At 52.5% G+C, this 15071-nt stretch carries 18 protein-coding genes; all 18 read left to right on the top strand.

From position 1 onward, the window contains the following. A partial coding sequence (locus KK062_RS18550; RefSeq protein WP_254085835.1) for an energy transducer TonB occupies positions 1–513 on the top strand: 513 nt, incomplete at its 5' end. Between the two features lie 2 nt (positions 514–515). After that, positions 516–743, top strand: coding sequence for a hypothetical protein (locus KK062_RS18545; RefSeq protein ID WP_254085834.1), 228 nt, complete (start codon positions 516–518; stop codon positions 741–743). A gap of 3 nt (positions 744–746) precedes the next feature. Beyond that, entirely contained in the window at positions 747–1685 is a 939-nt protein-coding gene (locus KK062_RS18540; RefSeq protein ID WP_254085833.1) for a PstS family phosphate ABC transporter substrate-binding protein, read from the top strand. A gap of 96 nt (positions 1686–1781) precedes the next feature. Then, the gene (locus KK062_RS18535; protein ID WP_254085832.1) at positions 1782–3407 is read left to right on the top strand and encodes a tetratricopeptide repeat protein; all 1626 of its coding nucleotides are present in this window, start codon (positions 1782–1784) and stop codon (positions 3405–3407) included. Between the two features lie 146 nt (positions 3408–3553). Next, positions 3554–4267: a MotA/TolQ/ExbB proton channel family protein gene (locus KK062_RS18530; RefSeq protein ID WP_254085831.1), complete on the top strand. Its 714-nt coding sequence runs from the start codon at positions 3554–3556 to the stop codon at positions 4265–4267. Continuing rightward, entirely contained in the window at positions 4264–4662 is a 399-nt protein-coding gene (locus tag KK062_RS18525; protein ID WP_254085830.1) for an ExbD/TolR family protein, read from the top strand. Before KK062_RS18530 ends, KK062_RS18525 begins: the two co-directional genes overlap by 4 nt. Positions 4663–4934: 272 nt before the next feature. Continuing rightward, complete coding sequence (locus tag KK062_RS18520) at positions 4935–5306, top strand: NADH-quinone oxidoreductase subunit A (protein WP_254085829.1); 372 nt, start codon at positions 4935–4937, stop codon at positions 5304–5306. A 12-nt stretch (positions 5307–5318) separates the two neighbouring features. Continuing rightward, positions 5319–5876 carry an NADH-quinone oxidoreductase subunit B gene (locus KK062_RS18515; protein ID WP_254085828.1) on the top strand — a complete coding sequence of 186 codons (558 nt, stop codon included), beginning with the start codon at positions 5319–5321 and terminating at the stop codon, positions 5874–5876. A gap of 54 nt (positions 5877–5930) precedes the next feature. Next, positions 5931–6434, top strand: coding sequence for an NADH-quinone oxidoreductase subunit C (locus KK062_RS18510; protein ID WP_254085827.1), 504 nt, complete (start codon positions 5931–5933; stop codon positions 6432–6434). 14 nt (positions 6435–6448) lie between these two features. Then, on the top strand, positions 6449–7669 hold the full coding sequence (locus tag KK062_RS18505; RefSeq protein WP_254085826.1) for an NADH-quinone oxidoreductase subunit D: 1221 nt from the start codon (positions 6449–6451) through the stop codon (positions 7667–7669). Between the two features lie 48 nt (positions 7670–7717). Then, positions 7718–8251 carry an NADH-quinone oxidoreductase subunit NuoE gene (gene nuoE, locus KK062_RS18500; protein WP_254085825.1) on the top strand — a complete coding sequence of 178 codons (534 nt, stop codon included), beginning with the start codon at positions 7718–7720 and terminating at the stop codon, positions 8249–8251. Between the two features lie 2 nt (positions 8252–8253). After that, positions 8254–9612 (top strand): NADH-quinone oxidoreductase subunit NuoF, encoded by a 1359-nt coding sequence (gene nuoF / locus KK062_RS18495; protein WP_254085824.1) that lies wholly within the window; start codon positions 8254–8256, stop codon positions 9610–9612. Between the two features lie 29 nt (positions 9613–9641). Beyond that, positions 9642–10640: an NADH-quinone oxidoreductase subunit G gene (locus KK062_RS18490; protein WP_254085823.1), complete on the top strand. Its 999-nt coding sequence runs from the start codon at positions 9642–9644 to the stop codon at positions 10638–10640. A gap of 4 nt (positions 10641–10644) precedes the next feature. Beyond that, positions 10645–11697 (top strand): NADH-quinone oxidoreductase subunit NuoH, encoded by a 1053-nt coding sequence (gene nuoH, locus KK062_RS18485; protein WP_254085822.1) that lies wholly within the window; start codon positions 10645–10647, stop codon positions 11695–11697. Positions 11698–11736: 39 nt separating this feature from the next. After that, positions 11737–12303 carry a NuoI/complex I 23 kDa subunit family protein gene (locus tag KK062_RS18480; RefSeq protein ID WP_254085837.1) on the top strand — a complete coding sequence of 189 codons (567 nt, stop codon included), beginning with the start codon at positions 11737–11739 and terminating at the stop codon, positions 12301–12303. 12 nt (positions 12304–12315) lie between these two features. Further along, positions 12316–12822, top strand: a complete 507-nt coding sequence (locus tag KK062_RS18475; protein WP_254085821.1) for an NADH-quinone oxidoreductase subunit J family protein — start codon at positions 12316–12318, stop codon at positions 12820–12822. Between the two features lie 32 nt (positions 12823–12854). Continuing rightward, on the top strand, positions 12855–13163 hold the full coding sequence (gene nuoK / locus KK062_RS18470; protein ID WP_254085820.1) for an NADH-quinone oxidoreductase subunit NuoK: 309 nt from the start codon (positions 12855–12857) through the stop codon (positions 13161–13163). Positions 13164–13165: 2 nt separating this feature from the next. Beyond that, positions 13166–15070 (top strand): NADH-quinone oxidoreductase subunit L, encoded by a 1905-nt coding sequence (gene nuoL / locus KK062_RS18465; protein WP_254085819.1) that lies wholly within the window; start codon positions 13166–13168, stop codon positions 15068–15070. Position 15071: the final 1 nt, after the last annotated feature.

Below are 15071 nucleotides of genomic sequence, written 5' to 3'. Positions count from 1 at the left end.
CCGGTAAATACAATCATTAAATATCTCCCGCCCAAGGTGACCGATAAGGAAATCGTGGAAGAGGAAGAAATGCCTACGATCGAAGAAATTAAAGTAAACGAAGTAGGTTCGGAGAACATCGAAGGCGACGCAACAGACGTCGTGTTTGATGAGCCCGTACAACAGGTGGTAGCCGATGCGGGCAACGACGACGATAAGATTTTTACCGTCGTAGAGCAGCAAGCCGAATACCCTGGTGGTATGGCAGAAATGATGAAGTTTCTGCAGAAGAACGTGAAGTATCCTGCGGCAGCACGCCGGATGGGTATCGAAGGTTCGGTATTCGTGAGCTTTGTGGTAGACAGAGAAGGAAAAATCAGCGATCCGCAGATTGTAAAAGGTATTAGCGCCGACTGTGACAGGGAAGCGATGCGCGTGGTGCAGCTGATGCCGCCCTGGAAGCCGGGTAAGCAAAATGGTAGATCGGTTAAATCCCGCTTTGTATTGCCGATCAAGTTTAAGCTGGCAACCTAGTTATGAAGATGGAATCTGACGAGTACAAAACAACCGGCCTTGAGGCAGTTGTGAAGTATTTGGGAGCAATCATGGCACTGGCCTATATCGGGATCGGTGCCATGTTCATCGCTCGGTCTGAGACGGTGTTCCACGTACCCGGGGAATACGCTGTTCCGTTAGGTGTCCTGCTGATAGCGTATGGCCTATTTCGGGGGTATAAAGTGTACCAACGGTTTTTTCAGAAATAAAAGATGAAGATCTTATTTCATAGTTTATTAATCACCGTGTGTTTTTTGGCAGCCTGTACGGGGCGTGACAAGAAGGGAAGACCTCTTGACACGCCCACGTCCGGCTCCATTCGCATTGCCGTAGACGAGTCGCTCAAGCCCCTGCTCGACACGGAAGTCGATACCTTTATGGGGCTTTATCAGCGGGCGCGCATCGAGGTGGCATACGCCTCGGAGCAAGAGGCGATCCGCCTGTTATTGTTGGACAGCGTGCGGTTGATTGTTATTACCCGCAAGCTGCTTCCGGAAGAAGTTGAAGTCCTGGCCCAGCAGGCACTCAAGCCGCACCAGGTAACGGTTGCGCGCGAGGGCATTGCCCTGGTCATGAACCGTTCACGTACCGATAGTGTTCTGTCGGTGGAACAACTTGGCAAAATGCTGAAAGGCGACATTGCCAATTGGAGCCAGCTAAGTCCGAAGGGGCCTGCCGCTCCGCTCGAAATTGTCTTTGACCAACCGACCTCGGGGATCTTACGATACCTGAAGGATTCGTTGAAAATAGATACACTGCCGAAGAACTGCTTTGCGGTGAACGACAATCCGTCGGTCATTCAGCATGTAGCTTCGCGGCCTAACGCAATTGGATTAATTGGTGGTACGTGGATCAGCGACAGCGACGACTCTACCGCCAATGCCTTTTTAAATACGGTGCGCATCGCAGCACTGTCGCGAAAAACGGGCGGGGAGAGCTTTCAACCCTTCCAGGCTTATATTGCGCAAAACCAATATCCGCTCGTCCGTGAGATTACGGTCGTCAGCAGAGAAGGCCGTACCGGTCTGGGAAGTGGCCTCCTGGCATTTATTGCCGGGGAAAAAGGTCAACGAATTGTGTTAAAATCGGGCTTAGTTCCCGTGACCATGCCGATCCGGATTGTGGAAATCAATCGCCAACCCTTAAATTAGCGCTTTGCAGGGGCTTTTCCGCAATTAACGGCACGTAGCCGTGAGTATGGCACCGTGTTTGTTTTACAATAAACCTAAACTTTATACTTATAACACATGAAAGAAGTCAGTAAAGGAGCATGGAACGTAGGGAAAATGCTCATGTTCTTCCTTTCTTGTGCGGCCTCGCTTGCGGTAGCACAGGAAAACCCCGCGATCAAGCAAGCTGCTTATTTGCTTGAGACCGATCAGCCCACGAAAGCCGTGGCTGCACTACAGGCTGCTGTAACAGCCAGCCCCCAGGACGCAGCGTTGCTGTATTACTTAGGACACGCCCAGATTAAGAATAACGAAAAGGCTAAAGCCGAGATCAACTTTCAAAAAGGTACCGAGCTTGACCCCAAGAACGGTTTAAACTTTGCCGGTAAAGGCCAGCTGCGCATGCTGGACAACCAGGCTGCAGAAGCCAAGCTGGCGTTCGACGAAGCGCTGAAGGTATCGAAGTCGAAAGATGATGAAGTACTGAAAGCTGTTGCCGAAGGCTACCTGTTGGGTGACAAGATGGCGAAAGATGCTCTTGCCTTACTGGAGAAGGTAAAAGGTAAAGATGTAGATGCTGCCGTGTTGAAAGGCGATGCCTACCTGAAGCTGAACGACGGTGGTAAATCGGTGAGCAGCTACGAGAACGGTGCCACTTATGACGCGAAGCGCGCGCTGCCGCACTACAAAGTGGGCCTGGTGTACCTGCGTTCAAAGAACTACGACGTAGCCGAGCAGAATTTTAAGAAGGCTTTAGAAGTAGATCCTAAATATACCCTGGCGTATAAAGAGCTGGGCGAGCTGTACTATCAGTCACGCCGCGCGCCGGAAGCTGTAAAGGCTTACGAAGCTTACCTGGGCCTGACCGAGAAACCAGAATCTGCCAAGCTGCGCTATGCTTTCTACCTGTTCATGGCGAAGGATTACAAGCGCGCTAACCCGATCTTCGAAGAGCTGTCGAAGCGTCCCGATGCAACAGCGACGGTATTTAAATACAAAGCCTATTCACTGGTAGAATCCGGTGAGCTGGCGGCCAGCCATGCTGCATTCGATGCGTACTTTGCAAAAGCTACAAAAGAGGAAATTCAGGCGGGCGACTATGAATATATTGCCAAGGCGCTGCAGAAAGAAGGTAACGACTCTGTGGCCGTAGAGAACTACCAGAAGGCTTTCGACCTGGAGAAGAAAGAGGAGTATGCCTCACAAATCGCGGATATCCAGTTCAAGCGCAAGAAATATGCGGAGGCTGCAATAGCCTACAAACAGCTGGAAGCGATCAAGCCAAAGCTAACGTCGCCCGAGCTTTATAACTTTGGTCGTGCGTATTACTTCACCGATCAGTTTCAACAAGCTGACTCGACTTTCCAGAAGCTGATTACCCTGCAACCGGCCATGACCTTGGGCTACCTGTGGCAGGCACGTTCGATCGCGGCGCAAGACCCCGAGACGAACGGCAAGATTCAGGGCACTGCAAAACCCTATTTTGAGAAAGTGATTGAAGTGGGTCTGACACGTGCGGATAAAAGCAAGAACGACCTGATCGAAGCGTACTCATACCTGGGATACTACCACTTCCTGCGCAATGAGATCTCGACCTCAAAAGGCTTCTGGGAGAAAGTGTTGGCGATCGACCCGAACGATGCTCGTGCGAAGGAGATCCTGAAGGCTATGAATGCCCCGGCTCCGAAGCCCAGACAAGGTTAATCACCCCGGATAGACATACAGGCAGAAGGCTTCAGGCTTTCTGCCTTCTTTTTTACTACACGCGCGCATTAAGCGCTTTTAATGGTAATCGTTCACAATATTATTGCTACTATTACCATTAACTAATAAACCATTTACAGGACGGCATGCTGACAACGATCTTTTCCATCCTTCTGCAGATCACAACCCCGACAACGACTCCGACCGATACACCGGTCGAAACACTTCCCGCACCAGCTGAGTCCCTCTCCCTTTTTGACATGGTCACGAAGGGCGGGGTGATCATGATCCCTATTGCTTTGCTGGGATTTATCGCGACCTATTTCTTTATTGAACGGTGGCTGTACCTGCGCCAGGTGACGCGTGAGAAAAAGGAGTTCCTGTCGTCGATAAAACAATATCTGAAGGCCGGCGACATCAAGGGTGCGCGGATGTACGCCACGCAAGACGGTTCGGCTACGGGCAAAATCATCCAGGTAGGGGTGGAGCACATCGGCAAGCCGATGAAAGAGATCGAAAGCCTCATGGAGTCGGCCGCCAACATCGAGGTGGCGGAAATGGAGCGTAACATGGGCTACCTGGGCATTATTGCCGGTGTGGCGCCGATGCTGGGCTTTATCGGTACTATCGGCGGGATCATCCGCATCTTCTACGACATTTCACAGACCGACAACATCACGATCGGTATCATTGCCGGCGGCTTATATGAAAAGATGATCACCAGCGGCGCGGGTTTGTTCGTGGGGGTAATTTCCTACTGCGCATACCATATTTTACAGCAGCGCGTGAATGTGTTTACGCTTAAGATGCAGAAAGACGTATTTGAGTTTATGCGTTCCATCTTAACACCCCAGCAATGAAAATCCGCCACCGGAAACAGTTTGCTGCCGAGGTATCAACCTCCTCGCTGAACGACATCATGTTCTTTCTGCTGTTGTTCTTTTTGATCATTTCAACCGTTACCAACCCCGCTGTGATCAAGGTAGCGTTGCCTAAATCAGACACCAAGCAGAGTGTAAACCGGAACCCGATCACGCTCACGGTGACGGAGGACAAACGTTATTTTATCAATCGTAACCAGGTACCGTTTAGTCAGCTGGAGTCAGCCTTGTTGAAGGAAGCTGGCGGTGAGGAGGACCCTACCGTTGTGGTGCATATCCCTGCCGGCTCGTCGGTGCAAGACCTCGTGGATGTTGTGCAGATCGGCGCACGCAATAAAATCCGCATGGTATTGGCGACAAAAAAGCCTGACTAGCAGCGCACGCTATAGTCTTACACATCTTTACGTACGTATTCTTCACGATATACTTTTTCTTGACTTAGGCGCGTCGCATAGAATGATTCTAAACTAATCATTGTTCTATAACCACATGCGCGTTGTTTTAGCGCGCTTCTCTAATTTGCGCGCAGTTGAACGAATCGCTGTAAGATTTGTTCTCATATTGCTCCCAAAAAGCTCAAATTATTGCACAACGCATGATGGGATTTGTGGGATAAAAACGAACTTTGCACCCGTCAAACACGCTTATGGAGAACGTAGCAATCGAACAATATCTGCCCATCGGGTTGATGTTTCTTTTTGCCCTGGGCTTTGTGGTAGTCACAATGGTCGCCACGCACCTGTTGGGTCCTAAACGCAAGTCGAAGGTGAAGCTCGAGGCGTTCGAGTGTGGTATCGAGTCAAAGGGCAACGCCCGGATACCGTTTAACATCAAGTACTTTCTGGTGGCGATTCTCTTTGTTTTGTTTGACGTGGAGGTAATCTTCATGTACCCGTGGGCTGTGAACTTCAAACATCTCGGTCTGATGGGTTTCGTTGAAATGGTGACCTTCATGGCGCTTTTGCTAGTAGGTTTCTTCTATCTCCTGAAGAAGGGTGCTTTGAAGTGGGAAGAATAAAAACAGTGAGTGATGGAAACAGCAACAGGATCAACGATTGCCGTAGCGCCCAAGCCGGAAGGTATTGAGGGTGCTGGCTTTTTTGCCACCAGCCTGGATAAAGTCGTAGGACTTGCCCGCAAGAACTCGATCTGGCCCTTGCCGTTCGCGACGTCTTGCTGCGGTATTGAATTCATGGCCACGATGGCGTCACATTACGACCTGGCTCGCTTTGGGTCAGAGCGTTTGAGCTTCTCGCCCCGCCAGGCAGACTTGCTGATGGTGATGGGCACGATTGCCAAAAAGATGGGCCCCATCTTACGGCAGGTATACGAGCAGATGGCCGAGCCCCGCTGGGTAATCTCTGTGGGTGCGTGTGCCTCGAGTGGTGGCATATTCGATACCTACAGCGTGCTGCAGGGCATCGACCGCATCATACCGGTTGACGTGTATGTACCCGGTTGCCCCCCACGCCCGGAGCAAATCATCGACGGCATTCTGAAGATTCAGCACCTGGTGGAAACCGAGTCGACGCGCCGCCGCGATTCGCCTGAATACAAGGCGATGCTGAACAAATACGGAATCGAATAATCAGTCCTGGGTCTGTGACCCGAGACGTACGTCTTATACAACTGAATTTTATTAATGGAAGGTTCTGCCCAGGAAAAAACCATCGGTATCCTGAAGGAAAAATATGAAGACCAGATTCTTCATGTTGACACACCGTACGATTTTCTAACGGTCTCCCTAAAGGCCGAAAAGATCATTGAGATCATCCAACACCTCTACCATCACCCCGAGGGCAAATTCCAGTACCTCACCACCCTCTGCGGCATTCACTATCCCGATCTGCAACAGATCGCGGTGATGTACCAGGTGCACAGCCTGACGACCAACAACCGCGTACGCCTGAAAGTATTTCTACCGGAGGCGAACCCGGTGGTGCCGACGCTGACTACGGTCTTCTCGGCGGCCAACTGGCTGGAGCGTGAAACCTACGATTACTTCGGGGTGATCTTCGAGGGGCATCCGAACCTGAAGCGTATCCTGAACGTGGACGATATGATCATATTTCCCATGCGCAAGGAGTACCCGCTGGAAGACCAGACGCGCGAAGACAAGAACGATTCAATGTTTGGAAGAGAATAGCAGACGCCTGAATTATGCAAGACAATCAACCGGCCACCGACGCACTTATTAAGCCAGAAGAGAAACAATATTCTTATCTGAACCTGGGGCCGGCGCACCCGGCCACACACGGTATTTTCCAGAACGTTTTGAAGATGGACGGCGAGATCATCATAGACTCCGAGCCGACCGTAGGGTACATCCACCGCGCGTTCGAAAAGCTGGCGGAGCGCCGCCCATTCTATCAGATCACGCCGATCACCGACCGTCTCAACTATTGCTCGTCACCCATCAACAACATGGGCTGGCACATGACGGTGGAGAAGCTGCTCGGCATCGAGATTCCCAAGCGCGTGCAGTACATGCGCGTGGTCATTATGGAGCTGGCCCGTTTGGCCGACCACATCATTTGTAATACCATCATCGGTCAGGATACCGGCGCGACCACAGGCTTCCTGTACCTGTTCCAGATGCGCGAGCGCATCTATGAGATCTACGAAGAGATCTGCGGCGCGCGTCTAACGACCAACATCGGCCGCATCGGCGGGTTGGAGCGCGACTTCTCCCCCAAGTGCTGGGACAAGATCAACAAGTTCGTTGAGGACTTTCCGGCGAAATTCACGGAGTTTTCAAACCTGCTGGAGCGCAACCGGATCTTTATGGATCGCACCATCAACTGCGGCCCGATCTCGGCAGAGCGTGCGTTGAACTATAGCTTTTCCGGTCCCAACCTGCGGGCTGCCGGCGTAGACTACGACGTGCGTGCCATGAACCCGTATTCATCGTATGAAGAATTTGATTTTATCATTCCGGTAGGTACCAACGGCGATACGTATGATCGCTTCATGGTGCGCCAGGAGGAGATGTGGCAGAGCTTGAGCATCATCAAGCAGGCGATCGAGAAGATCAAGAAAGAACCTGCGGGCGTATACACCGCCAAGGTGCCGGAGTACTGCCTGCCGCCGAAGGAAGAAGTATATAACGACATGGAGGCGCTGATCTACCACTTCAAGATCGTGATGGGCGAGACCGAGGTTCCGAAAGGAGAGGTGTACCATTGCGTGGAAGGTGGCAACGGCGAGCTGGGTTTTTACCTGATCAGCGACGGTGGGCGTACGCCATTCCGGTTGCAGTTCCGTCGCCCGTGCTTTATTTATTACCAGGCATACCCGGAGATGATCCGGGGTTCGATGCTGTCGGATGCGGTTATCACCATGAGTAGTATGAACGTCATTGCCGGCGAGCTGGATGCGTAAGCGGCCCAGGATAGAATTTATACCGAGAGAGAAACGATTTAACGGATCATGAGCAAAGTAGAATTTTCACCCGATACGCTGGCCCTTGCGCAGCGCATCATCAAGCGATATCCGGAGGGCAGGCAGAAGTCGGCGTTGTTGCCGCTGCTGCACGTGGCGCAGGCGGAGTTCGACGGCTGGCTCAGCCCGGAGACGATGGACTACGTTGCGTCTTTGCTGAACATCAAGCCGATTGAAGTATACGAAGTGGCTTCGTTCTACACCATGTACAACATGAAGCCGGTGGGTAAATGCCTGATCGAAGTTTGCCGTACGGGCCCTTGCTGGCTGCGCGGCGCCGACGACATCGTCGAGCACTTTGAGAAGAAGCTGGGCGTCAAAGAAGGGGAGACGACCGCCGACGGTATGTTTACACTGAAGACGGTGGAATGCCTCGGCTCGTGTGGCACGGCCCCGATGCTGCAATGCGGCTCGGATTATTATGAGAACCTGACGACCGAGAAGGTCGATACGCTGATAGAGAAACTGCGTGCTTCGGATAACCGCAGCACGTATATGAAATCGAACATGCAGGAGTTATAGCCATGGGAAGACAAATACTTTTAGAACACATCAATGTTCCGGGCATCAATACCTTTGACGTGTACCGGAAGCACGGCGGCTATGCATCCGTGGAGAAGGCGCTGAAGACCATGACGCCCGACGAGGTGACGGAGGAAGTGAAGAAGTCTGGCCTGCGCGGCCGGGGTGGCGCCGGTTTCCCGGCGGGTATGAAGTGGAGCTTCCTGGACCGCAAGTCTGAAAAGCCCCGCTACCTGGTGTGTAATGCCGACGAGTCTGAGCCGGGCACCTTTAAGGATCGTTACCTGATGGAGAAGATTCCGCACGTGCTGATCGAAGGCATGATCACATCCAGCTATGCGCTGGGCGCGAAGACCTCGTACATCTATGTGCGCGGTGAATATATGTATGTGATCCGCATCCTGGAGCAAGCTATTCAAGAGGCGTATGCGAAAGGATTTCTCGGTAAAAATATCCTGGGCACCGACTATTCGCTGGATCTGTACGTACAGCCCGGTGGTGGTGCCTATATCTGTGGTGAAGAAACGGCGCTGTTAGAGTCGCTGGAAGGCAAGCGCGGCAATCCGCGTCTGAAGCCGCCTTTCCCGGCGGTGGCGGGTCTGTATGCTTCGCCCACGGTGGTAAACAACGTCGAAACCATTGCTGCGGTCTGCTCGATCGTCAACCTGGGTGGCGACGAATATGCGAAGATCGGTATCGGCAAGAGCACGGGTACCAAGTTGATCTCGGCTAGCGGGCACATTAACAAGCCCGGTGTTTACGAGATCGAGCTCGGCCTGCCGGTAGAAGAATTTATATATTCTGATCAATACTGCGGTGGTATTTGGAAAGGCCGGAAGATGAAGGCTGTCGTGGCGGGTGGTTCATCCGTACCGATCCTGCCGACGGAGCTGATCCTGAAGACAGCCAAAGGCGAGCCGCGCCTGATGACGTATGAGTCGTTGTCAGACGGTGGTTTTGTGTCGGGTACCATGTTGGGTTCGGGAGGCTTTATCGTGATGGACGAGACATCCTGTATCGTGCGCAATCTGTGGACGTTCACGCGCTTCTATCACCACGAGTCGTGCGGGCAGTGCAGCCCGTGCCGCGAGGGTACCGGTTGGATGGAGAAGGTGCTGCACCGCATCGAGCATGGTCATGGCCACGAAGGCGACATCGACCTGCTGGTGGATGTAGCCAAGAAGATTGAAGGTAATACCATTTGCCCGTTGGGCGATGCGGCTGCCTGGCCGGTAGCCAGCGCGATACGGCACTTCCGCGAGGAGTTCGAATATCACGTGCGGTACCCGGAGAAGGTGAAGAACCCGAAACACTTCGAGCTGGAGCCGTTCGTACCGGCATCGGTCCTGGCGACGGTATAATTTAAATAGGATTTAAAAAGTTTAGCGACATGGCTAAAGTAACAATAGATGGCATTGAAGTAGAAGTGGCAGATGGAACCACGATTTTGAACGCCGCCCGTCAGATCGGTGGCGAAGTGGTTCCTCCGGCCATGTGTTACTATTCGACGTTGAAAGATACCGGCGGCAAGTGCCGTGTGTGCCTGGTGAAGGTTACACAGGGGTCTGCAAAAGATCCGCGCCCTATGCCGAAGCTGGTGGCCTCGTGCCGCACGCCGGTTATGGACGGCATGGTGGTACAAAACATCACTTCGCCGGAAGTACTGGAAGCACGCAAGGGTGTGGTAGAGTTTCTGCTGCTGAACCACCCGCTGGATTGCCCGGTGTGCGATCAGGCCGGCGAGTGCGACCTGCAAAATCTGTCGTATGAGCACGGCGTAGGCAAGACCCGCTACGAAGAAGACCGCCGCACGTTTGAGAAGATCGACATCGGCGATAAGATCAAGCTGCACATGACGCGCTGCATTTTGTGCTACCGCTGTACGTTCGTCGCCGACCAGCTTACCAATGAGCGTGTGCACGGTGTATTGAACCGCGGCGATGCTTCGGAGATCAGCACCTATATCGAGAAAGCTGTCGACAACGACTTCTCGGGTAACATGATCGACGTGTGCCCCGTGGGCGCGCTGACGGATAAGACCTTCCGCTTTAAGAGCCGCGTATGGTTTACCAAGCCTCTGGATGCACACCGCAATTGCGACAAGTGCTGCGGCAAGGTAGTGCTGTGGACGAAAGGTGACGACGTGCTGCGCGTGTCGGCCCGCAAAGATCAATTCAATGAAGTAAAAGAGTATATCTGTAACGAGTGCCGCTACGATCACAAGGACATGAAGGACTGGACGATCGAAGGACCGCGTCACATCGACCGTCACTCGGTTATTTCGCAGAACCATTACGAGAAGATCGATATGCAAAAACTGAAGCTGGACATCGACCGTCAGCTGACGTTCCAGAAAGGAAAGCAATTACCGGAAACTACTAACTCATAAGGATATGGATTTTATCATGTATAAGCTGATCCTGGTGGGGGTTGTATTTGGTGTAACCCTGTTCGTGGCGGCGTATTCTACGTATGCCGAACGCAAGGTCGCCGCCTTTTTGCAAGACCGCATCGGTCCGGATCGTGCGGGTCCGTTCGGGATTCTGCAACCGCTGGCGGATGGGTTGAAGTTTATTTATAAGGAGGAGATCATTCCCGTGGTATCGAACCGGTTCCTGTTCGTACTCGGGCCGTGTATTGCCATGATGACCGCCATGATGGCGGGGGTGTTGATTCCGTGGGGTGATACGCTGGTGTTTGGTGACAACGTATACTCGTTGCAGATCGCCGACCTGAACGTCGGTATTCTGTATGTGTTCGGTGTGGTGTCGATCGGTGTCTATGGTATAATGATCGGGGGCTGGGCCTCTAACAATAAGTTCTCGTTGCTGGGTGCAATCCGCGCTTCTGCGCAGATGATCAGCTATGAGATTGCCATGGGGCTTTCAATCATCGCGTTGGTGCTGGTAACCGGCACGTTGAGCCTGGGCGAAATCTCCGCACAGCAAACGGGTGGTGTCGGCGGCGAGTGGCACTTCTGGAATGTGGTATACCAACCCCTTGGGTTTTTGATCTTTATCATCTGTGCGTTTGCCGAGTGTAATCGCACGCCCTTTGACCTGCCGGAGTGCGAAACGGAATTGATCGGTGGTTATCATACGGAATATAGCTCGATGAAGCTGGGTTTTTACCTCTTTGCCGAATACATCAACATGTTTGTATCGGCGGCGGTGATCTCTACGCTGTACTTCGGTGGTTACAACTTCCCCTTCATGAATGATCTGGGGCTGGACCACAACATAATCTCCATTATCGGCGTGTTGGTGCTGATATCAAAAGTGTGTTTCTTCATCTTCTTCTTTATGTGGATTCGCTGGACGATCCCGCGCTTCCGCTATGACCAGCTGATGAACCTGGGCTGGAAAGTGCTGATCCCGCTGTCGATCTTCAACATCTTTATTACCGGCCTGGTGATATTGATTAAGAACAACAACTGGACCTGGTAAGAAGATACTACAAAACAAAAAAAACGGACACAAGGCATAATCATGTTAACGAACCGATCCAAGCTTGTTTCAAATAAGAAGATGACCTTCGCGGAGAAGATCTATCTGCCGGCGCTGTTGAGCGGTGTGGTGATCACTATTCGCCACTTGTTCAAAAAGGGTGCGACGGTGCGCTATCCGGAAACGAAGCGCCCCATAGCGGAAATCTGGCGTGGGCAACACGTGTTAAAGCGTGACGATAAGGGGGCAGAGCGTTGCACGGCGTGTGGCCTGTGCGCTGTAGCGTGCCCGGCAGAAGCCATAACGATGACGGCGGCAGAGCGTAAGAAGGGTGAGGAGAACTTGTATCGCGAAGAGAAATACGCCGCCACGTACGAGATCAATATGCTGCGCTGCATCTTCTGCGGCTTGTGCGAGGAGGCTTGTCCGAAGGAGGCGATCTTTTTGACAGACCGCATTGTGTCGACGGACTACGGCCGCGGCGAGTTTATTTATGGAAAAGACAAACTGGTGGAAAAGACCGATGAGCGCATCGACGTGACGGTACGCCAAACCCAGAACGTACTGGAGTTCAAACAACAGAAACGACTGAGTCATAACAAATAAATCAACTTCGCAGTGCTGAACGTTTTTTACTTTCTTTCCTTTCTGGCGGTGCTCTCGGCCATCATGGTGGTTGTTTCCAAGAGCCCGGTACACAGTGTACTTTACCTGATCATTACCTTCTTTACGATCGCGGGGCATTACGTGCTGTTGAATGCCGAGTTCCTGTTCATTGTACACATCATTGTGTACGCTGGCGCGATCATGGTGTTATTCCTGTATGTGATCATGATGCTGAACCTCAATATCGAGACGGAGCCACACAAGAGCACGATGCTGAAATTTGCGGCCACCATTTGTGCAGGGCTGCTGCTGGTCGTGCTGGTGGGCTCGCTGAAAGGCACGGAGACACTGGCGGTGAATGCAGTATCCGACCCGGACCTGGGGTCTGTGCAGCGACTGGGCAAAGTCATGTTTGATGAGTTCCTGTTGCCCTTTGAGATTTCGTCGGTGTTGCTGCTGGCCGCCATGGTGGGTGCCGTCATGCTCGGCAAATCTGAAAAGGCTAACGATATACTGTAACACCGATCGAAAATTATACTACTACAACAACGATGAATGCTCTTCCGATAGATTATTATGTCTGGCTTTCTGCCACGCTGTTCACCATTGGGGTGCTCGGCGTGCTGTACCGCAGAAACGCGATCATCATTTTTATGTGTATCGAGTTGATGCTTAACGCTGTCAATCTTCTGCTGGTAGCATTCTCCAGCCGGTTGAACGACCCGTCGGGCCAGGTGTTTGTGTTTTTTATCATGGCAGTAGCCGCGGCGGAAGTAGCGGTGGGTCTTGCCATCCTGGTGACGATGTATCGTGCCACCCGCAGTACAGATATTAATATTTTGAATCGCTTAAAATGGTAAGTATGAAGACGCTGGTGAGCCTGGTACCGTTGTTCCCGTTGCTGGGCTTTCTGATCGTAGCCCTGAACGTCCGCAAGCTGACACATGGTGTGACTGCCTTTATCGCCTGCGGCGCGGTGCTGGTTTCGTTTATTCTTTCGGTTGTTTTGTTTACCCATTTGCTGGGGCTGCCGGCGGATCAACGTGTCCTGGAGGTTACGTTGTTCGACTGGATCAAGGCCGGCAATTTCTCGACGTCGATCAGCTTCCTGGTGGACCCGCTGTCGTCGTTGTTCCTGCTGATCATTACCGGCGTGGGTTTCCTGATCCACGTATATTCTATCGGGTACATGCACGACGATGCGGGCTTTAACCGCTTCTTCTCGTACCTGAACCTGTTCGTTTTCTTTATGTTGCTGCTTGTGATGGGCGCCAACTACCTGCTGATGTTTGTCGGCTGGGAAGGGGTGGGGCTTTGCTCGTACCTGCTGATCGGCTTCTGGTTTAAGAACCAGGCGTACAACAACGCGGCCAACAAAGCCTTTATCATGAACCGCATCGGTGACCTGGGCATGTTGCTCGGGGTTATCCTGATCTTTGTATACTTTGGCAGCATTCAATACACCGATGTATTCGCGAAAGCGACTACGATCGACACGGGCACACTGACATTGATCACGATGCTGCTGTTTGTGGGTGCCATGGGTAAAAGCGCGCAGCTGCCGCTGTATACCTGGCTGCCCGACGCGATGGCGGGTCCGACACCGGTGTCGGCGTTGATTCACGCGGCCACCATGGTGACCGCCGGGATCTATATGATCGCCCGTAACAATCTGCTGTATGCACTGTCGCCGGCTACCCTGGAGGTTGTGATGATCGTCGGTGTTTTAACGGCCGTCTTTGCCGCGACCATTGCGGTGAAACAAAACGATATTAAGAAAGTGCTGGCATATTCTACTGTCAGCCAGTTGGGACTGATGTTCCTGGCGCTGGGCCTGGGCTCGTTCACGAGCGGGATTTTCCACATGGCGACACACGCATTCTTTAAAGCGTTGTTGTTCCTGGGCGCGGGTAGCGTGATTCACGGCCTCGGCGGTGAGCAAGATATTCGCAAAATGGGCGGCTTGAAGAAATACCTGCCCGTTACATTCCTGACTTTCCTGGTTGGCGTGTTGGCGATCTCGGGTATTCCGCCGTTTGCGGGTTTCTTCTCGAAAGATGAAATTCTGGCAGCAGCGTATTTGCATAATCCGGTTGTGTATGGGCTGGCTTTATTTGCTTCGCTGCTTACGGTGTTCTATATGTTCCGCATGTTCTTCCTGACCTTCTTTGGTCAGGAGCGTGCCGGTCACGACGTGATGCACCACATTCACGAGTCGCCGAAGAGCATCACCATTCCGCTGACGGTACTGGCCGTGCTGTCGCTGGTGGGTGGTTTTATGGGCGTGCCGGAAGCACTCGGTGGATCACATTGGCTGGCCTCGTACCTGGCGCCGGTGTTTGCTCCGTCGGCTGCGGTAACCAGTGGGCATCATCACCTGAGCCACAGCACCGAATATGCGCTGATGGGTACCGTGGTAGCGTTGACCGTGGTACTGATCGTTTTTGCGTACATACGCTATGTAAAAGGCAACCGTGTGCCGGCCGCCGATACACAGGTTGGTGGCGTACAGAAGGTGCTGGCAAACAAGTATTATGTAGATGAGATCTACCACGCGATTGTCGTGAAGCCTTTGTATTGGATCTCGGCCACGTTCGCAGAGATCGTCGAGCGCCTGGGTGTCGATAAGCTTGTAAACCTGATCGGTGGTAGTGTTGTGCCAGCCAGCCGCGGCGCGCGGTTGCTGCAGAACGGTAGCATCGGTTATTACATATTTGTGATGGTGATCAGCATTGTGCTGATCCTGGCCATGGGGATAATTCGCTAAT

It is taken from the genome of Dawidia cretensis (genome assembly GCF_018598175.1).
Classification (GTDB): Bacteria; Bacteroidota; Bacteroidia; order Cytophagales; family Cyclobacteriaceae; genus Ohtaekwangia; species Ohtaekwangia cretensis.
The sequence above is the reverse complement of the archived record's forward strand: the minus strand, read 5'-3'. Positions and strand labels throughout refer to the sequence as shown.